Below are 19,457 nucleotides of genomic sequence, written 5' to 3'. Positions count from 1 at the left end.
CTGGACCGACGGCCCCGTGAACCAGTCCGGCTGGTGGGCCTTGATGCCGTGTTGACGTTGGATAGCTGCTCGTAGAGCTTGAAGAACTCCTCGCCTTCGTAGATGGGGAAGTAGTTGTCTCCGAATGAGTTTTGAGCGACGGTCAGCGCATGAACGCGTGGGTCGAGAAAGGCCAGAGACTTATCGATGTTTCCGGTGACAATGTCGACCTGCTGTTGAATATTGTCGCGGCCGTAGTCGAAGTCCTTACCGTCGGGGTTAATCCGGTTGAACTGTAGCCTGTCGATTTGATCTCTCAGGGTGGCATATTGACGGTTGAACCATTGGCACATTTCACCCATGGCGGTGATATCCGCCGTTGTAACGCGGTCTCTGGTTTGGTCGTAGGGGAACGGGAATTTCGGCTTCCAGTTTGACGGTGTCGGCGTGAATTCCGGGAACGCGTAGATCAGGTCATTGTCGGAGGGCGGCGCGGCAGGGTCGGGGTCGGCACCGGACTTCGGCGGGATGAGGGTTGCTATCGCCGACAACACGATCACCGCGCCGGTCGCCACGGCCCCGCCGTGACGCGATCGGTGTCGCACAGTCGGATTCACCGCCCGCGCGAGCCGTATTCGCTGTTGCCGCGAAGATGCTGAGCCCATCCAACCGGACCCCGGCAGTGCCTGGGTAACAAACCTGAGAGTCATAACTGCCTCATCCTCCCGACGATCAGAAGATTTACTTCGGTCCGACTACCGAGCCAACTCCGCCGACATCGGTGATCAGCCAGTTGTTGTTGCTGTCGATCGTCACGCTGTATGTTGCTGTTGATTGCAGCGGCTCGGGGGCTTGCACAGTCTTGGTCTGAACGCTGACAAAACAGTCGACGACGAAGAGTCCGCCACTTCTCGAACGAACCTTGGCTACGAGCGGTTGCGCGGTCGAACTCCATTCCAGAGGGACCAGGATCTGCTCCATGGAGTTCGCCGCTTCACTCAATTTGTGGTTGAGTTCCGGGCTGGTTCCGGCCACGAGTTTGACCTTCCACGCCTGGAGATCCTTGACGTCCATCGTCGCTGCGTTGACCGCGTATTCGAGCGCCGTCTTTTCGGCGCGAGCATCGTTCGCCGCTTCGCTCGCCTGTGCGCTGAGCTGGCCTCGCGCTCCAACATAGAGCCAAGCCAACGTGGCCACCGCGCCGGCCAGGACAGCGATCACCGCCGCGACCACCAAGCTACGAACACTCAGTGAGATTGAACGACGCACCCGCGGTGACCGTGCGTCGACGGTCGCGTCGCCCGCCCGTGTGTCGGCCGAATCCGCGGATTCCGGCCGGGCGTCTTCTTCACGTCCCACGTCAGCCGAACCCACGGGCTCCGGGTCGGCCTGCTTTTCAGGTCGCACGTCGGCCGAATCCGTTGACTCAGGAGTGGTTGGATCCGTTTCGGCCGGAGCCGATTCCAGAGTCGCACTCCTTCTGAGCTTCATGGCCATCCCTTCCTCGATTGCATGTCACGGCGGTGCATGTCGTGATTCATTTCGCCCTAAGGGACGACGCGCAGCGTCATGACTCCGTCGGGAGGTACCGCTGCCAGCACGTGGTCCAGGATTTGACCTGTGTCGAAGTTCGACAGCGCGGCGGCGATCGCGTTCAGCTTTGGTTGGAACGCCTCGCCCAGCACTTTGAGGTCGGGGCCCCGATCATCTAAGAAAAGCTGAATTCGTCTGAGTAGTTTGTTGAGGTTGGCAACATTAGATACCCCATCTCCGTAGACGAAATTGGTGGCTTCTTTGTCGATATCTTGAACCCATACGCCCAATTCCGTGATACGGGGTGTCAGTCCAGTTAAAGCGGGAGCAACATATTCGGCGTGTTTTAGCAGTTTCTGAACATTGTCGAGCATCGCACGTCCGCTGCCATGGAAATCCGCAATGGTGTTTCTCAACAGTGTGCTGGCACGCGATATGTTGGGCAGTACCGCGACCGGGTCCGGCAATGCGGCGTCGGTCTCGCCGACGATGCGTTTGAGTGCCGGGGGGTTAAGCTGATTGAGAACTCTGACAACGCTCGTGGCCAGCTCGGAGATCGACGGGGGCGCGGTGACCGCTTGGGCGGCGATGTGCTGCCCGTCGTGCAGCATCGGGCCGCCGGCAGTGTGCGGTGTCAGACTGATGTAGGACTCCCCGAGCGCCGAGAGATTCTCGAGCCGTATTTGACTGTCGACCGGAATTCGGTAGCGGCCCTCGACGTAAAAGTCGACGGTTGCGGCTTGGATGGCCGTGCCGATCTTGGTGACTTTGCCGATCGGCACTCCGCGCAGCAGCACGTTGGATCCAACCACGAGACCGTTGATGTCGGCGACCTCCATGGACAGGTTGGTGCGCTCAGAAGGCGGTTTGACTCGGATCCCGAGTGTTGCGAAGTAACCAAGGACAAACACGATGATGGCGGCAAATGCGGCAAATGATATTACGTCTTTCGTCCTCATGGCATCGCTCCGAGGATTCGTAACACGTCTTGCACATTGCCCGACATTTCGCGCCCGTCAGGGCCAATTATCGAGGTGATGTTGATCGCCGGATACTTGTCTTCTGGTAGGAAGAAATCAGTGAATAATTTTCGATACTTCGGGATCTCTTCTTCGAAAGCGATTTTGGAACGCTGAAAAAGCGCAGCGAAGGTATTGCCCAGCGAATTAAGTAAAGGAACGAGCCAATATCCGCCGAGGGCGATGGAGCCGACCCCCGGTAGGAGTGTGGCCAGATACCGGTAGAAACTCATACTGCGTGCGATAGCCAGCTGCCCTCTGGGCGAGAAATAGTCCTGCAATTGCGGGATTCGGGCATGTAAGACCTCAGCCGTTCGGGACACGCCGTCAAGCAGTTGATCGACCCGATCGATGTTGTCGGAGAGGTCCGTAAGGTCGTCGACGACCCGCGACGTGAGCCTGCGCACTTCAGTGGGTGGCGGTGTCAGGCGATTGAGACGGATCACCGTGTTCTGCATGCGCTGGATGGACCCACTCGACACAAAATTGGCGAGGCTAGCGATGGTGTCTTCCAGCTGGGGTGGAGACGTCGTTTGGGATCGGGGGATCCGCCCGCCCGGACCCAGTGCGGGTGCCGGTGAGCCGCCAGCGTGGGGGCGCTCCAAGGCGACGTAAATGTCGCCCAGCACGGTGGCTTGCTGCAGCGACGCCTCGGTATCCGACGGCACCACGGTCCCGGAGCCGATGCGCGCGGTGACATCGACTTCCTGAGTCTTGAGGGCAACATTCGTGACCACTCCGACGGTCACGCCGTTCAACACCACCTTCGCCCGCAACGGCAAGTTGAGCACGTTGTCGAACGCCAGGACGATGTCGTACCCGTCGCGATAGGACTTGCCCGGCTGTGGCAGCGAGTTGACGTCAATCATTGAGCACGACGAAACAGTGACAACGCCGGCGATCAGTACCGCCAACATGCCGGTCGGGCGCCTCATCGGTTGGCCATCGTGAGAACGTACTGAAGGAGGGCGACGTCGACCGCATACGGCGTTCCGTTGACGTTCGCGCAGCTGCCGGGCATTGCCGCGTTCATGTATCCACATAGAAACGCTCCATTCGGCGTGCGGACGCGGTACAACGGGGGGCGGTAGCGGATAGTGAACGCCGCGAACCCAGAGGTCCCGCGGGTTTGTACGAAGTTGGCGAGGCCGTTGATCAAGCGAGGCGCGATGTTGAGGGTGCTCGCGTAGAACGGCGCGCGCCCTGCCAGCTTCCGCGTGACGACCGACACCACGTCGAGGAGTTGCTGGATTTCCCCACCGAGTTCACGTTCTAGATCTCCGGCCAAGGGAATGAGCATCTGAAGCCCTTCGAGCGACTTGGTCGTTCCCAGCGCTGCGGCTGTCGCTTCTGGCGCGACCTCGTCGGCTTCTGTCAGCACCTGCTTGAGTGTCGGCTCGATCGCTCGCAGCGATGAAGTCAGCACAGCAAGGTTCTTGGTGATGGAGCCGACGTCGCCGACAGCTTGATCGGGAGAATCAAGCACAGCCGACGTCGTGGTCAGCAACTTGTTGATTCCGGCTCCTTGGCCGTGCAATGACTGATCGATTCCGTTGACGACATCACCGACATTCGTCGACCCTCGGGGATTGATCGCGTTGATGAAGTCGGTCGCCGACCCGATGGCCTGAGTCAAGCTCTTCGGGGTGAACGATCGGCTCATGGGAATGCACCCGCCGGCATGCAGCCGGGGACCCGAGTCATAGTTGCCGACCAGTTCCAGCGATCGGTCAACGAGGATCGACGGCGACCTGGTGACTGCCTTGACATCACTGGGCAGCGGACGCTCACCGGCGGTGAAATTGACCCGGACACTGAGCGCGTCGGGGGTGATGGCAGTGATCTTGCCGATCCGAACACCCATCTGGGTCACCGCGTTGCCGACATATAAACCGCCGCTATCGGGCATGATCGCGCAGTATTCGGCGTGCTGCCGCCGGATCTGCGGCGCGCACGAGCCGCACAGGGCAATGACGGTCGCGGCGACCAGTGAGACCGCGGCCACCTGGCAGACCCGGTGCCTACGTGGTGCGGCCATCAGCACGGGCTCCCCGGCATGGGAATACATAGGTCGGTGGCCAACAGCCCTGGGCTAGCGTTCTGCGCGTTGAGCACTCTGTCAAACAAGTTTTGCAACCGCTGCAGGAGGCGCACGGTTACACCAGTGCGTTCTACAAATAACCGCGTCCTGTGGATGTACTGCCGGACCTTCTCGATGAACTCCGCACGGTGGGTGCCGTAGAAATCTCCGATCGGTTTGAGTGCCAACGTGGTCTCACCCAACCCGTTAATGAGATTCTCGATTCCCTTGCCGTAAAGGGTGAGTGTCTGGGTCAAGATCGCAATCTTGCGGATCAGCTGCACAAGTTCCCCGCGATAATTTGTGAGGGCCCGAATATACTCGTTGGAGACATTTAAGATCTTGGTCACCTCTCCTCGTTGTCTGTCGACCGACGACATAATGGAGTTTCCAGCATCAACTATCGCGGCGAGCGCTTCCACATTCGTGCCCTTGAGTCCCTGCTGTATTGCATTGAGCGACTCATTGATCGGCTTTGTGGCGACATTGGAAGTGACCTTGATCGTATCTTCAAGAGCATTGGTCAAGATGTAAGGCAGTTTCACCCGCTCCGGCGGGATAGGTTCGGCGCCCAGTGGCCGGTCACCAATAGAATTGATGTTCACGTAGTAGCCGCCGACCACGGTGAGCATTCGGACATCTATTTGTGACTGGTCGCCTACGAATGCGTCGTCATTGATGCGCGCCCGCACCCGCACCCGTTTCGATTCCAGAGCAATGTCTTTCACCTTACCCACCGTGATCCCGGCCATCCGCACATCGTCACCCTGCCTGATCTGCGCTGCGTCGAGGGTGTAGAAGGTGACCAGTTTTCCCTGCCCGGGAGGGTTGTAATAGATATAGCCAAGCACGAGGGCTACCACCGTCGCGAACGCGATCCCACTAGCACCCCAGCTGACCGGGTTTCGCAGCGCTGTGCGCCATTTCAGTGATTGCATAGGACAACCCTCCTGCCGTTCAAAAGTACGTCCATTGTCTCCGGTAGCTGAAAACGACCTCGAGTGCACGGCTCGGGCGTACCAGCTTGTCCCGGCGGCGGAATGTTTTCATTGATTACCGGTACCAATTTGAATGCGTCAAAAAAATTGTCAAGATTGCTGAAGGCGCGATCGAATGCCTCATCAATATTATTTCCATTCCGAAGCCCGGCATTATGCAACAACCGCACCGCCGGATTAAAGAATTCATTTCCGTAAAGGAAATCTTTTCGGAATTCGTCGAGCACCGTGAGGCCAGCGTCGACCGGCTGTTCCGCCAACTCGAGTAGGTGGATGAATTGTTTCGACGTGCCGCTGATGGCGTCGGCCACTTCCGCGAGATTGTGCACTATTGTCGCAACGACTTGCTCCCGGTCGGACACGAATCGGGTGAGCTTTCGTAGGCTGTCGAGCAGCGGCGTCAAACGGGTCTCGTCGCCGGACAAAAAGGATGCGGCATTCGCTGTGAAGGTGTTGATCTCTTCGGGACTCAACGTGGCGAGCACTGGTTGAAGTCCGTTGAACAGCGCTGTGACGTCAAAGGACGGCTGCGTCATCGACGTGGGCAGTACTGTGACCAGGTCAGCTGCGGAGTAGCCCTCGGCTGGGTTCGACACATCTATGTAGCGCACGCCGGTGAGGGCTTGGAATTTGATGGCAAGCCTCGTAACGGACACGACACCGTATCGCTTGTCAAGGGTGAAGGTGACTGCGGCGATGTTTTGCTTGTTGCGTCGCACGAGGTTGACCGACTTGACCTTACCGACGCGAACTCCGTGGACGCGTACGTCGCCGTCGGTTTGTAGTCCGGATGCATCGGTGAAATCTGCCGTGTAGGTCCGAGTGTCCGTCGCCACGGGGTTGGTGATCACGTTACGCAACGCGATGAGCAGCACGATCATCACGGCGACGCTGATTGCGAGGCGCCACAGTGCAGCTTTCGGCTTCATCGTCCCGGCCCTCCCTCGGCAACGGGGGGCACGACCTGCACGCCTAGTGGTGCCGCAACACCGGGAAGGCTGTCCAGGAGAATTCGAACTCGAAGGGCACGCTGTTCGCCGTTGCCTCCGTATAGTTTCTCAAACCGGGAACGCAGCTCCGCCAATGTCCGGGCGATGTCAGCGGGCCTCAGCAAAGAAGGCACCGGGTCAGATAAAAATTTGATCCCGTTGACCAGAGGCAGCAGATCATCGGAATGACTTTTCAGTAGCGTTCCGACGCCGAGAAACAGACCGCCGGAGGCAATTTCAAGGAATCGCAGGTACGTGTTTTGAAACTGCTCGTCGGTGTCTAACGCAGGATCCCTCTGCTTTGCGAATTCTTTGTATGGCGGTGTCAGTTTTCGTCCTGACGCGGCGGGCGATGACGGCGGCGGAACAGTAGGGTAGCGGCCACTTGGATCGCCCGGCTCCGGGTAGTAATTCATGTTGGCGACACGCGCAGCAAGATTGATCGTCGCGTTGGCAAATGCCGGGTATGCCGCGCTGATGGGTGCGGTGTTGGCCAAAAGTCGCGCCGTCGATACTTCTTGCACGTCGGCAACTGCTTTAGTGACGGTCACCAGGGTTTCGAACAGCGGGTTAAGTCCGTCAGTGTATCGAGTGACCCGATCGAGGACCGATATCAGTTGGGGAGTCAGCGCAGCGGCAGACACATCGCCGAGCTGAGACAACAGCTCCGAAAGCGTGAAATTTCCCTTCGGCATCACGCTGATCTCGGACCCGTCGCGGACTGCCTGGCCGCCAGAAGCCGGGATGATATTGACGCCGGGAACGCCGAAATAATTGATCGGCCGAAAATCGATGTTCATCTTGTCCGTGAGGCCGGCCACCGGGCCCTTTTGCAGGCCGATCGCGAGCCGGACACCACCGCCGGGCGAAAGAGCCACGTCGGTGACCTTTCCAACTTGGACCCCGTGTAGGACCACTGCTGTTCCCGCCTCGACGCCCTGACCAACGTACGGGGTATCGATTGCTACAGAAATCCGGTCCGGTGGTCGGCCGCCGAATAGATTGACCGCTGCTGCAAGAACTGCGAGCACGACGCAGAGCAGCACCGCAGTGCCGATGAGCGTCAGCATCGATTCTTCACGTCTTTCTGATCCTCGTAGCATGACTGCCGGCTAGCCTTTGAACACGTAGACGGGTTGGAGGCCCCAGAGCATGACCGTCGTCGTCAGATCCAGGATCATGATCGTGACCAGACTCGCGCGCACCGCGCGGCCGGAAGCTTCGCCGACACCGACGGGTCCACCCGAGGCGAAGTAGCCGTAGTAGCAATGGATCAACGTCGCCGCCATGCAGTAGACAGACGCTTTAATCAAGGAGTAGGTAAGGTCAGTGGGCGTCAGGAACTGAATGAAATAGTGGTCGTAAGTTCCGCGAGGTTCATTGTTAAATACGGTGACTACCGTGTCCAACACGAAGAAAGTCGTGGAAATTGTCAGCAGGTATCCCGGTACCACACACAGCATCCCGCCGATCAGGCGAGTACCGACCACGAATGGTATCGGTCGGATCGCCATTGTTTCGGTGGCATCGATCTCCTCCGCGATGCGCATAGCGCCGATTTCCGCAGTCATTCTGGTCCCCGCCTGCGCGGTGAATGCAATGCCGGCCACGAGTGGCCCGATCACGCGAACAGCGCCCACCCCGCCGATCAGCCCCGAAAGCGCTTCAAAGCCGATGACTTTCAAGACCGCGAGCGCCTCAATCGCCAACGAAGCGCCGACCGCTATGCCGAGGATCAGCAGGACGCTGATCGTGCCGCCATCCACGATGAGGTTGCCGCGGCCCCAGGCAAGACTGATCGTCTGATGCAGTGTTTCCTTGGTGTATCGACGGACTGTGAGTGGCAGGTACCACAATGTCTGGCCGATGAACAACACCCAGTGCCCGACTCCGCGCAGCGGCCTGCGGATCGTCGAGGTCATCCGGGTGCGCAGTAGCACGGAGGGAGCCATCATGCGATCGCCGCCGGAAAGAACATGGTCTGAATTTGTGTTATCGCCAGGTTTGCGAAAACGATCAGGATGACATTGATTACCACCGCGGCATTCACGGCGTCGGCGACACCGCGGGGGCCGCCCTTTGCCTCCATTCCTCGCAACGACGAAATTATCGCCACGATCGCGGCAAAGGTGACACTCTTCCCCACGGCGAACCATACGTCGGTCATTTTCGCGAATGTTCCGAATGACTGCCAGTAACTTCCAGGGGCCACTTCATTGACCGCCACCGACAGAATGAACGCAGCGCCCGTTCCCGCCCCAATAATAATCGTGCACAAAATCGGGGCTATCAGAATCAGTGCCAAGAACCGTGGCGCCACCAGTCGGCGGACCGGATCAACGCCGAGTACCCGCATCGCATCGAGTTCCTCGCGCATTGCACGCGCCCCGAAATCGGAAGCGATGGCCGAAGCCGCCGCGCCACCCATCAAGAACCCCGCTGTGATGGGCGCGCCCTGCCGAACAACACCCACTCCACTGGCGGCACCAAGCAGCGCGGTCGCCCCCACTTGAGCGACCAATCCCGACGTAACCACCGTCACCATCGCACCGAATGGCATGGCCATCAACAGTGCGGGGGTCGCCGTCACTTTGAGCAATACCCATGCTTGCCACAGGACCTCGGCCGCTGGCAGCCGCAACGTGATGGAATCGGTAACCGCGTAGCGCACCACGTCAACGAAAAGACGCATACCGCGGCCGGTCGTGCCTGCCGATTGCACGGGCATGTCGCGAGCCCGCTTCGCCGCACCGCCCACTCTGGCAAGAGTTGCCGTCATCGCGTCCTGCACACGATTACCGTTGAGGCCGGTTCTCAGCGTCCCATCCCGGTCGTCCGGCTTTTCGCTGCGCCGTTCGCGAACGGAATCCGCTGTCCCCGCAAACTTCACCATGGGAACCGTAACGCCTCGGCCTCAGCGGGCAGAGCACAAGCGAAAGCCGCCTGAGATCGCGGTGACCACGCTGCATGCCTTGTGCAGTGCGTCGGCGTCCGACATAACAGCAAAGCAAGGAAGTCACTCACAGGACACTCCGACCGATAGGCGGCGTCAAATCTAATGAGCGCACCTGATGAACGCACCGCCGCTCCCTCCTTCATCGTCGTGCCTCCCATTGGCGAGGATCGGCATGGCGCACGTCACAATGACACCGACGGGTGCCCGGCGACACAGTGCAGTGTTCGGAAGCCTACGGCACGCAAATTGTAGATTCAAGCGGGAAATCCGGGAAATTGCACATCGGCACATCGGTCGCAATGGTTGTCCTCCACCCGCGGACGATCAAGATGTCGGCGTCGCCAGGGGTGTCAGTGCACTGCCCACTGCGGAAGTCTCGGCGCCGAGGGTGGCCGGCTCTGGACGGTCCGGGCTTGCGGGCTACAAGCGGGGGGATCAAAGCCGTCGAGCGCGCGCTGGATCGAAAGCGATGTAGGTGATGGACAGACGACGACCGCCGCCGCGCGCAGTGTCACCAACAAGGCGGCGGCAGCGAGCTCGGCGACTGGGCTTCCCCTCGAATCGTGAAAAGGGCCAAGGGACATGAAGAACTGCCCGGTGGCGGTCATGAACTGCCCGGTGGTGGCCATGACATCCGCCCACTCACGGCCACCGGACGTGCCGACGCAGTTTAGTGCCCGGCTCGCTTTTGACTCGCGCCACCGCCGGCGCCAGTTGCGGCGCGTCGGCCGGGTTGCCCATCTCGACGGCGTGACCGACGATGACGCGGTCGTCGTTGTCGGTGACCTGGGCTTTGTGGCCGAACTCGACCGGCTTGCCTAAACGGGCCTTGGCGATCGGGCGGGCATCGCCATCGTGCAGGCTGACCCGCCGCGAGTGGTGCCGTCGGGGTGTGTCCGGACACCCGTTGCCGGGTCTGCGCGGCGATCTGGCGGGTCGCGGCCACCAACTTGGCCAGGTCCTTGACCGCGCGCACCAGGCGGCCGCGACGCCGCCAGCCGCCGCGTCATGTTTGCCACGGGCGCGCAGGGCGGCGGCCTTGGCCATGGCCCGGCGCACCGCCCGCTTGGCGTTGACCAGCAGCCGCTCGGCATCACGCGCCGCGGTTTCGGCCAATTCGACCAGTTCACCGGTGGTATTGAGCACCGCGGCCGTGACCGCATCGCGGCCCAGTGCCGCGCGAGAGCGCAGTTTCGATGCGATGGCGTGCGCGCGCTTGCCCGCCGCCGGGGACCGATCCCGCACCCGGGTGCGCACCGCGCCGCCGGCGGCCTGGATCCGCTGACCGGTCGCGGCGATCCGCCGAACCGCCTTGGCCAACAACCCCGAGTCGGTCGGATAGCCCACGTTGGCCGGCACCACCGTCGTGTCGGCCCGGATCCGGTTGGTGCACAACAGCTTCGCCTCGGCCGCTTTGGCCAGCAGCGTCTCGTTGAGCCCGTCCACCGCCGCCGACCCGCAGCGCGTGGTCAGCTTCATCAACGTGCTCGGATGCGGGACCGACACATCCAGCGGAATCCGGCAGAACATCCGCCACGTGATCGAGTCCGAGACCTCCCGGCACAAGCTCTCGTAGCCCAGCCGGTAGCGAAACTTCAAGAACATCAACCGCAGATAGGTCTCCATCGGCGTCGAGGGCCGACCAATCTGCGGGTCGAAGAACGGCACAAACGGTGTGAAAAACGCCGGATCGTCCAACAGCGCATTCACCCGCGCCAGCTCGTCGGGATGCCGCCGCACCTCCTCCGGCAGGATCGACTCCCACAACGACTGCTGATCACCCACAGTACGAAACACGATGGCCTCAATTCCTTCTAGCCTAGCCCAAGGGTTTGAGGCCATCCCTCCAGTTCAGCACCATCCGACCGCGGATCAATGCGCCGACTATTTCAGGTCGAAGTAACTAGTCGAAGTAACTATTCGCCACGGACCGCCGACGCTAATGCCACGGTTAGAAATGTGCTCTTTTCTCGCCATCCCGTTACGCTCGCGAAGCACGCCTGCAGGGTTAGCCTGGGCCGAATCGAAACCGCCCGGTCTGCGGATGGCGGTACCAGCCACCGGCCGCATGCGTTCCACCGTCAACATGCAGGGTCTCTCCGGTGAGATAGCCTGCCATGTCGGATGCGAGAAACACAGCGACGCCTGCGATTTCGTCCACGCTGCCGGGGCGCCCCATCGGGATGGCGTGTCCGATCGCGTCGAGCTCGCCAAAGCTGAGGTTGGTCAGCCCTTCTGTCACGGTAACATCTGGTGCGATCGCGTTGACGCGGATACCATGTTGCGCCAGCTCGAAAGCCGCTGTCTTGGTGTAGTTGATGACCCCGGCTTTGGCGGCGGCATATGCGGCGAATCCCGGTGCGGCCCGAACACCTTCGATGGACGTCAGGTTGATGACGCTGCCCGGCAGTCCGGCGGCAACTAGCTGACGCGCTACCCGTTGGGTGCAGAGCAGCACGTGGCGCAAGTTCGCTCGATACAGCGCATCCCAACCGTTTTCGCTGGTGTCGAGCAGTGACGAGAAGAATGTGCCGCCGGCGTTGTTGACCAGAATTGTCACTGGGCCGAGTTCGGCGGTCGTGCGCTGCAGCGCGGCGTCCACCTGCTCGCCGTCGCGGACGTCCGTCGTAATGCCCAGCGCTCCGATGGACTCGGCGGCTGATGCGCAGGTGTCGGCGTCGCGTTCCCAGATCGCCACACTGGCGCCGAAAGCCGCCATGCCGGCCGCGATGCCGCGGCCGATGCCGGCGCCCCCGCCAGTCACTACGGCGACACGACCGGTCAGCTGGATATCCGATGGACTGATCGGCACGGAACTACCATCTCATGGCGTGGCCGTTTTCTTGCCATAGCCGACAGGTGCCCGCCCGATCACACCGTCGACTTCCAGGTCGGCGATCTCCTCGCGCGTCACGCCGAGTTCGGCGAGCAGCTCATCGTTGTGCTCGCCGAGCAGCGGCGCCGGACGGACATGGAAGCGTTCTGGCCCGCGCGCTAGCCGCATCGGCAGCGTGCTGTGTGCCACCCGAGCATTGACCGGGTGGCCGACGTTTTCGAAGAAGCCGCGAAAAGCCAACTGCGGCAACTCGGTTTGCCGATGCGGCTGCATCACCTTCGCCACCGGGACACCGGCGTCCCAAAGGCAGCGGACAATCTCGTCGCCGCCACGCTGCTGACACCAGGCCCCCAGGTGCGCGTCGATAAGGTCGTGGCGCTGTCGTCGCCCCGCCATGGTCGACAGCGCAGGATCCGTCGCCCACTGCGGTCGCCCGAGCGCCTCGCACAGGCCCTCCCACTGCTCGTCGGTCGCCACGGCGATCGCGACCCAGCTGTCAAGCCGACCGAATTCGTCGACATCAGCTGTGCGGTAGAGGTTTTGCGGAGCTGCGGTCGGTCCCCGGTTTCCCGCGCGTTGCAGTAAAGCCCCGTATGCGCTGTACTCGATAACCTGCTCGGCGGCGATGTTGACCGCGGCGTCGACCATGGCCGCCTCGACGAATACGCCCTGTCCAGTGCGACGGCGGTGCTCCAACGCCAGCAGCAGCGCAATAAGGGCATGCACACCGGCGTTCGGATCGCCGATCGAGTACGGCTCATAGGGAGGGCGATCGGGATAGCCGGTCAGCCAGCTCAATCCGGAAGCGGCTTCGATGACGTAGGCAAACGCTGGCTGGTCGCGCCAGGGACCGTCCAGCCCGAACCCGGGCATCCGCAGCATGATCACATTTGGCTGGATCGCCTGGGCGGCAGCGAAATCCACGCCTATCTGGTCCAGCACCCGGGGAGTGAAGTTCTCGACGATGACATCACATGTCGCGATAAGACGGCGCAGCAACTCGCGTCCGCGTTCGCTCTGCAGATCGAGCGTCAAGCCTTTCTTGTTGGTGTTGAGCGCCGAGAAGATCGGTGACTTTTCCCACCACTGATCTTCGCTGACCGGTATGCCGGCGATCAGCCTGGTGCCGTCGGGTTTGCGGGTGGACTCCAGGTGGATCACCTCCGCGCCGAGCAGAGCCAGAAAGTGTGTGCAGCAGGGACCGGCCCAGTACGTCGTCAGGTCGAGCACCCGTAATCCGCTGAACGGCAAGCGGGCGGCGGCGTCGGGTGTAGTTCCCGACCCTCGGCCGGGCGGGGGTGACTGGCGGTAATGCGCGCTGTGCTCACCTAGCCGCGGCGCCGGTTGTGGCGGGCGAAGGAGTGCGGGCCGCATCCGGTATGGATGGCGGGGCTGGCGAAACCCGTCGCGCGGGTTGCTGATGAAGCAGCGCCGGGCGCGGAAGTGGTCCAGGTCGGCAATGTTGGCCCCATTGGCAACCGGCGCATTGGGAATCCGGAATGCGGTAGCCAGGTCGCGGATTTCATCAACCGTGTGACTTTCGACCCAGGCGTAGATCTCTTCGGCCTTCTCGTTGGCCTGTTCGGTGATCGACAGCGGCGATTCTTCGTCGATCCATTCCTGGTGGCCGGTCATTGCGCACAGATCGAACCACTGTTGCGCGGTTCCGCAGCCGAGGTCAACCAGGCCGTCTTTGGCCTGAGCGATGCCTGGCACGGTGACCTTGCGGGCGTCTCGCCACGGCCGGCCGAGCATCTGAAAGTAGGTGACCGGGTGATACGTGAGCCCGAGGATCTGGGCCTCCAGCATCGAAAGATCGACAAGTTGGCCACCGAACCCGCGGAATGCCAGTGTCGCCGCGCACGCGTAGGCTCCGGCCAGGTATTCACCGACCTGACCGCCGACGAATACCGGCGCCCGGTCCAAAGATCCGCGTCCGAGTCCGACGATCCCGCCAGACCAGGCCTGCAGCGTGAATTCAGTTGCGGCGCGGTCATGCCAGGGGCCATCCAGCCCGAACGGTGTGATCGCGGTGACCACCAGGTGGGAATGGCCGCGGTGGATTTCGGCCGGCGCCAGCGACGGATGTTCGGCAATGGCAGAGCCTCGTGACCACACCACGGCATCCGCCGACGACAGCAGCCGGTGAACGAACTCGACATCGGCGTCCGCGGCAGCGTCGGCAACGACACTGTGTTTGGAGCAGGCGAGGAAGCTAAACAGTGCCCCATCGCTGTCGGCTTGGATCCGGCTGCCAGAAGCCGACCAACGCCGCAGTGGATCTCCTTGTGGCGGTTCGACCTTGATCACCTGTGCTCCACCGTCGGCGAGCAGCTTGGTGCAGTAGGCGCCAGCGATACCGGTGGACAGGTCGACGACGACGTACCCGTTCAGCGGCTCCACGTGCTAGCCGTTCTTTTTTGCGGCTCGATTTGCTTAGCCGGAACTCAGGCGGAAACTTGCTGTCGTTGTCTTTGACAGCGTCGTTGAGACCCCGGTCAATCGCCTCCCCCCATTTCCAGGTCGTCGGCGTCGTGGTGGATGTGGCCGCCCATCGACTCGAAGAACGCAGACAGCAGGCTGCCCATGTACTCGCCTTGGTATTGCTTGACCACTTCGAAGAACACCTTTTGCATGAAAACCGTGTCGGTTGGTCGATTACGCGCACATGCCAGCGCGTACTTCTGCACTTCGGCTTCCAGCTGATCCCGCGGCACCACCTTGTTGAGGAAGTTGCACTGGTACATCTCTTCGGCGGTGAACGGTCGACCGGTGAACACCATTTCCTGAAACTTGCGCAGCCCCATGGTCTGGATCCACGTCCACATCCGGGGTCCCCAACCGTAGTACCGGAACGACGGATGCCCGAACAGCGCGTCGTCGGACGAGATCACCAGGTCAGCGTCGGCGGCCTGGTAGAAATGCCAACCGTAGCAATAGCCTTTGGTTTCGACAATGCTTATCTTCTTCAGCTCCTGCAACGGCCGGTTGCCGGCCTGCGAATTGGCGTACCAGGCGCTGATGGTGGCGCCGTGGCGAAACGATCCTTTGGGCGGGTAGCGGATACTGTCGTCCTCCAGCCGCAACTCGGCAAGCCGGAATTCCGGCGAGTCTTGACCTTCCATGAACTCGGGAAGATCAGCGCCGCTGCCGAAGTCATCACCCACACCGCGGATCACCACAACTTTGACGTCGTCGTCGACGGTGGCGCCGCGTAGCAGATCGGCGTAGCGCAGGCGCGCCGCGGCGGTGGGCGCGTTGAGGAACTCGGGCCGGTTGAAGGTAATCGTCGCGATCTTGGTTTCGGCATCCTTGGCGTAACGGATGATCTCCTCCGCAGGAGGCCGCTGAGCGTCAACCATTGGTTGCACCAACCGTTCTGTGTGCTGACGGGCTAGTCGTCAATACCTCGGCGCCATCGGCGGTGATCAGCACGGCATCGCGGCCGAACACCGCGCCGACGCCGCGCTCCCAGACGTAACCGGTGACCGCGAGCACCATGCCTGGCTCCAGCCTTTCCTCGCCGGCGGTCGCCGGCAAATGCGGTGACACCACCGGCGGGTCGAAGCCCATGCCCAGGCCCCGCGCCACCGGCATCGGTGGTGACGGCTCGCCCGCGACTTGGTAGGCGGCCAGCAGGTCGGTGGCCGGTGCGCCCGGCGAGCATGCGTCAATAAGCCTGCACCACAACGTCTCCCAGCGCCGATACAGGTCGGCGGTGGCCTCGATGCTTCTCGGCTGGCCGACTGGCCACGTCCGGCCCACCTCGCCGGTGTAACCGCCGGCGAGCACGCCCGCGGAGAAGGCCACCAGATCGCCGGGCCGCACCCGCCGATCGTCGCTCCCCCGCCGCCATGGGTGTTCCGGCGAGGTCACCCACGCGACGTCCTGAGTGGACGGAGTGCTCACCCCGCCAGCGGCCATGGACTCCAGCAAGACCCCGGCCAAGGTGTTCTCGCTGACGCCTGGCCGCAGCTCACTCACAGCCGCGGCCAGTCCTGTCTCGGCGACCCGGATGGCCGCGCGCAGGGCATCCACCTCCTCGGGTGTCTTTACCCGGCGAGCGGCCCGCATGGCCAGCTCCCCGTCGACCAGCTCGGCCTTGGGAAAGGCCATCGGCAGGAGCTGGGCAAACGTCGGCGAAAGCGCATCAGTGCCAACACGTTTCGCGGTCGACGCGCCCTCGATACGCTTCAGCACTGAGATGGTGTTCATCGGGTTCCATGCGATTCCGTACAGGTTCTCGTGCGGGATGTCATCAGGCACACCCTCGTCCCAGGTGCTGAGCAGGTGGATCGCCCCGGTTGCGCGGACCACCACGCAGGTCGGACCGAACGGACGGGTGCCGGCCACCCATAGTTGCGGCGCCCCGGCCACATAACGAACGTTGGCCTGCCGTCCCAACACCAGGACATCGAGGTCGTGGGCGGCCATTTGGGCGAACGCACGCTCACGACGCCCCAGGCGCAGCGCCCGCTCGTCGGGCAGGACCTCAGCAGGGGCCATTGGCGCTACTCCTCCTCATCGCTGCGCTCTGCATCGTCGTCAGCGCGGGCCATTGGCGCTACTCCTCCTCATCGCTGCGCTCTGCATCGTCGTCAGCGCGGGCCATTGGCGCTACTCCTCCTCATCGCTGCGCTCTGCATCGTCGTCAGCGCGGGCCGTACGGGTGATACGGATAGTCGGTCAGCTGAACCCAGCCCTTTTCGGTGACGACAACGATCTCTTCGCTGCGGTAGCCGCCGGTGCCGTCCTCCCACACCACGGGCTCCAGAACTAGCACCATGCCCGGCTCGAATACGAAATTCTCGTCGAACTCGTCGCCGAGATCGGTTCCGATCATGGGAGTTTCGGCGGCGTTCACCCCGATTCCATGTCCCAGGTAGAAGTGGGGCAGCCAGGGCCGAATCCCGCCGTTGGCTTTCGTCGCGGCCCGGCCCAGTTCCGCCGCGGTTGTGCCGGCGCGCAGCACGTCGAGCACCGCCGCCATGATCTCACGCCACCTGTCGAACTGCGCCTGTTGACGGGGCGTGGGATCGCGGCCCACGATCCAGGTGCGGCCGAAATCGGAGCAATAGCCGGCATAGGTGATGCTGACATCGGTCCACAAAACGTCGCCTTCGGCCAGCTCGCGCTCCGTGCTCAGCAGCGGCAGCGCCAAGTCGCCGTGGGTGGTCCACACCCCGTCCGCTTTGCGTTGCGGCATCACCTGCCAGATCGGTTCGAGCATGCTGGCCATCGCCCCCAGCTCGAATGCCCTGCGCAGGAAGCTGGCCGACAAGTCAATCTGGCGGATTCCGGGTGCAAGTGCAGCTTGGACGTCGACCATCGCTTGGTCGGTGATCCGGCACGCGCGGCGAATGCAGGCCAGTTCGTCGCGAGTCTTGACGACCTTGGCCGCTCCGATTACCTGAGCGGCATCGGCTGGCCGGCCGGTTCGGAACAGCTGTTGGTGGGCGCGGCGCATTGCACCCGTCAACTCGTCGACTGCGACGGCCGCCCCCGCCGGGATCAATTCATCGATAGCACGAGCGAAATGCTCGACGCCCTCGTCGAATTCCAGGTACACGGGGCCGTGCAGGTGATCGGCGGGCAGCCCCGACTCCGACGCGGCGCCCTCGCGGAACGGCAGGAACAGGTGCGGCCACGGGTCGTCGGCAATCACTACCGCAACCGGGCGTTCGACGTAGGACAGCCCGGCATCACCCAACGGCCAGCTCACGCCGGTGGCATAGACGACATTGTTGTTGCCCAGCAGGATCAGCGCGTCGACGCCGCGCTCGGACATCGCTGCGCGCAGCCGGGCACCGGTCTCGTGCCGCATCCGAGCCAGATCCGGGGTTTCCGGAATCTCGATCGAGGACGGTTGTGCGGCAACGGGCGTCGTCATCACAGTGGCCTCACAGATCTAAGAAGTCGGTGATGTTGCCGCTTACGATCCGCGCGGCCGCCGCAGGGCCGACGGCGTCGACGACCGCGGCCAGCGACTTCTCGGAATAGCCATAGGTGCTTTCGTTGTGCGGGTAGTCGGATGACCACATCACCTTGTCCACACCGATGCGGTCGATCAGTTCCAGCCCCAGCGGATCGACCATGAACGACGCGCTCATGTGGTTGTCCCAGTAGTAGCGCACGTCGTGCTCGAGAGGCCGGTTGAACATATGTTGGTACGACGCCACCAGGTGCTCCGCGTCTTGCAGAGCCCAAGGGACCCAGGCGATTCCGCCTTCGAACCAGCCGATTCGCAGGCCGGGATGGCGATCGAGGATCCCGGAGAAGATGTACTTGGAGAACGTCTCCCGGAAACCGTCGATGTTGATCATCATCCCGACGACCACGCTGTTGTACTGGCAGGGGGTTTTCGGCGGGGTTTCACCGATGTGGTGAGTGACCGGAAGACCAGCGTCCTCGATCTCGTCCCACACCGGGCTCATGGCATCACTTGCGTAGTCGATGATGTTGCCTTCGTCGTCCTTACCAGGGTTCAGCGGCAGCAGGAATGTCTTGAGACCCAATGACTTCAGCTCAGCAAGTGTGCGCCGGGTACCTTGAGGGTCCCACCAGTTGATCAGGCCGGCACCGTAGAAGTGGCCACCTGAGCGCTCTTGTAACTCGGCAATGTATTCGTTGTAGATCCGGAAGGCGAGCTCCCGAATGTGCTTGTCCGGGTAGTGGAAAAGCGCCAACACGGCGTTGGGGAAAGCCAACTCTTTCTCGACGCCGTCTTCGTGCAACTCCTGGATGCGTGCCTCGATGTTAGTGCTTCCGGCACCAGGGAGGTCGTCGTATTGCATCAGCACCGCGCTGAAGTCGCCCGGCAGGAACGACTGTCCTTTGCGGCCGAGTTGATAGGCGCCATCTTCGTACCAGATGCGCGGCGCCTGGTCTTTGAGGTCGTCAGGGAAGCGCTGGTAGAAGATGTCCTCGGCGAGCGAAATGTGGTTGTCCGCGGAGAAAACCACCGTTCCCTCCGGCAGGCCTACGCTGCCAAGGTCGGCATGGCCACGTCGATTCTTCGGCGCGCCATATCCTTCCGGCGGGTAGCGCAAGACGCTGGTGGCTTGCGT

Annotated in this window: 15 protein-coding genes and 2 pseudogenes; 1 reads left to right on the top strand and 16 read right to left on the bottom strand. The window is 62.1% G+C overall.

Annotated features, from left to right (window positions below):
* The first annotated feature begins 149 nt into the window (after window positions 1-149).
* Window positions 150-278: a hypothetical protein gene (locus MYXE_RS24940; RefSeq protein ID WP_269474421.1), complete on the top strand. Its 129-nt coding sequence runs from the start codon at window positions 150-152 to the stop codon at window positions 276-278.
* Window positions 279-720: 442 nt separating this feature from the next.
* On the opposite strand, the gene MYXE_RS04945 is transcribed toward MYXE_RS24940, so the two are convergent.
* From MYXE_RS04945 to MYXE_RS04870, 16 genes and pseudogenes are all read right to left on the bottom strand, one after another.
* Window positions 721-1,470 (bottom strand): hypothetical protein, encoded by a 750-nt coding sequence (locus tag MYXE_RS04945; RefSeq protein ID WP_415624476.1) that lies wholly within the window; start codon window positions 1,468-1,470, stop codon window positions 721-723.
* Between the two features lie 56 nt (window positions 1,471-1,526).
* Window positions 1,527-2,471: an MlaD family protein gene (locus MYXE_RS04940; RefSeq protein WP_085194381.1), complete on the bottom strand. Its 945-nt coding sequence runs from the start codon at window positions 2,469-2,471 to the stop codon at window positions 1,527-1,529.
* A complete protein-coding gene (locus MYXE_RS04935) occupies window positions 2,468-3,448 on the bottom strand; it encodes an MlaD family protein (protein WP_232061806.1) in 981 nt (326 codons plus the stop codon). The genes MYXE_RS04940 and MYXE_RS04935 overlap by 4 nt, the downstream gene beginning before the upstream one ends.
* Before the next feature lie 14 nt (window positions 3,449-3,462).
* The gene (locus MYXE_RS04930; protein ID WP_085194421.1) at window positions 3,463-4,569 is read right to left on the bottom strand and encodes an MlaD family protein; all 1,107 of its coding nucleotides are present in this window, start codon (window positions 4,567-4,569) and stop codon (window positions 3,463-3,465) included.
* Window positions 4,569-5,549, bottom strand: a complete 981-nt coding sequence (locus MYXE_RS04925; protein WP_085194383.1) for an MlaD family protein — start codon at window positions 5,547-5,549, stop codon at window positions 4,569-4,571. Before MYXE_RS04925 ends, MYXE_RS04930 begins: the two co-directional genes overlap by 1 nt.
* Window positions 5,537-6,538 (bottom strand): MlaD family protein, encoded by a 1,002-nt coding sequence (locus tag MYXE_RS04920; protein WP_085194385.1) that lies wholly within the window; start codon window positions 6,536-6,538, stop codon window positions 5,537-5,539. Before MYXE_RS04920 ends, MYXE_RS04925 begins: the two co-directional genes overlap by 13 nt.
* Window positions 6,535-7,668 (bottom strand): MCE family protein, encoded by a 1,134-nt coding sequence (locus MYXE_RS04915; RefSeq protein ID WP_232061743.1) that lies wholly within the window; start codon window positions 7,666-7,668, stop codon window positions 6,535-6,537. The genes MYXE_RS04920 and MYXE_RS04915 overlap by 4 nt, the downstream gene beginning before the upstream one ends.
* 42 nt (window positions 7,669-7,710) lie before the next feature.
* Complete coding sequence (locus MYXE_RS04910) at window positions 7,711-8,520, bottom strand: MlaE family ABC transporter permease (protein ID WP_232061742.1); 810 nt, start codon at window positions 8,518-8,520, stop codon at window positions 7,711-7,713.
* A gap of 29 nt (window positions 8,521-8,549) precedes the next feature.
* Window positions 8,550-9,377, bottom strand: a complete 828-nt coding sequence (locus MYXE_RS04905; RefSeq protein ID WP_249026248.1) for an ABC transporter permease — start codon at window positions 9,375-9,377, stop codon at window positions 8,550-8,552.
* 852 nt (window positions 9,378-10,229) lie between these two features.
* Window positions 10,230-11,351: pseudogene (locus tag MYXE_RS04900) on the bottom strand (transposase); the annotation flags it as partial.
* Between the two features lie 211 nt (window positions 11,352-11,562).
* Window positions 11,563-12,366 (bottom strand): SDR family NAD(P)-dependent oxidoreductase, encoded by an 804-nt coding sequence (locus tag MYXE_RS04895; protein WP_003922590.1) that lies wholly within the window; start codon window positions 12,364-12,366, stop codon window positions 11,563-11,565.
* A gap of 12 nt (window positions 12,367-12,378) precedes the next feature.
* The gene (locus tag MYXE_RS04890) at window positions 12,379-14,793 is read right to left on the bottom strand and encodes a CaiB/BaiF CoA-transferase family protein (RefSeq protein WP_085194393.1); all 2,415 of its coding nucleotides are present in this window, start codon (window positions 14,791-14,793) and stop codon (window positions 12,379-12,381) included.
* Between the two features lie 10 nt (window positions 14,794-14,803).
* Window positions 14,804-15,752 (bottom strand): annotated as a pseudogene (locus tag MYXE_RS04885) (enoyl-CoA hydratase/isomerase family protein); the annotation flags it as partial.
* The gene (locus MYXE_RS04880; RefSeq protein WP_003922585.1) at window positions 15,745-16,896 is read right to left on the bottom strand and encodes a M24 family metallopeptidase; all 1,152 of its coding nucleotides are present in this window, start codon (window positions 16,894-16,896) and stop codon (window positions 15,745-15,747) included. The pseudogene MYXE_RS04885 and the gene MYXE_RS04880, both read right to left, overlap by 8 nt.
* A 145-nt stretch (window positions 16,897-17,041) precedes the next feature.
* Window positions 17,042-18,280 (bottom strand): M24 family metallopeptidase, encoded by a 1,239-nt coding sequence (locus MYXE_RS04875; protein ID WP_085194396.1) that lies wholly within the window; start codon window positions 18,278-18,280, stop codon window positions 17,042-17,044.
* 10 nt (window positions 18,281-18,290) lie between these two features.
* Complete coding sequence (locus tag MYXE_RS04870; protein ID WP_172468569.1) at window positions 18,291-19,352, bottom strand: amidohydrolase family protein; 1,062 nt, start codon at window positions 19,350-19,352, stop codon at window positions 18,291-18,293.
* Between the last annotated feature and the right edge of the window lie 105 nt (window positions 19,353-19,457).

The organism is Mycobacterium xenopi (assembly GCF_009936235.1).
Lineage (GTDB): Bacteria > Actinomycetota > Actinomycetes > Mycobacteriales > Mycobacteriaceae > Mycobacterium > Mycobacterium xenopi.
This window is presented reverse-complemented; position numbering and strand designations above follow the sequence as displayed.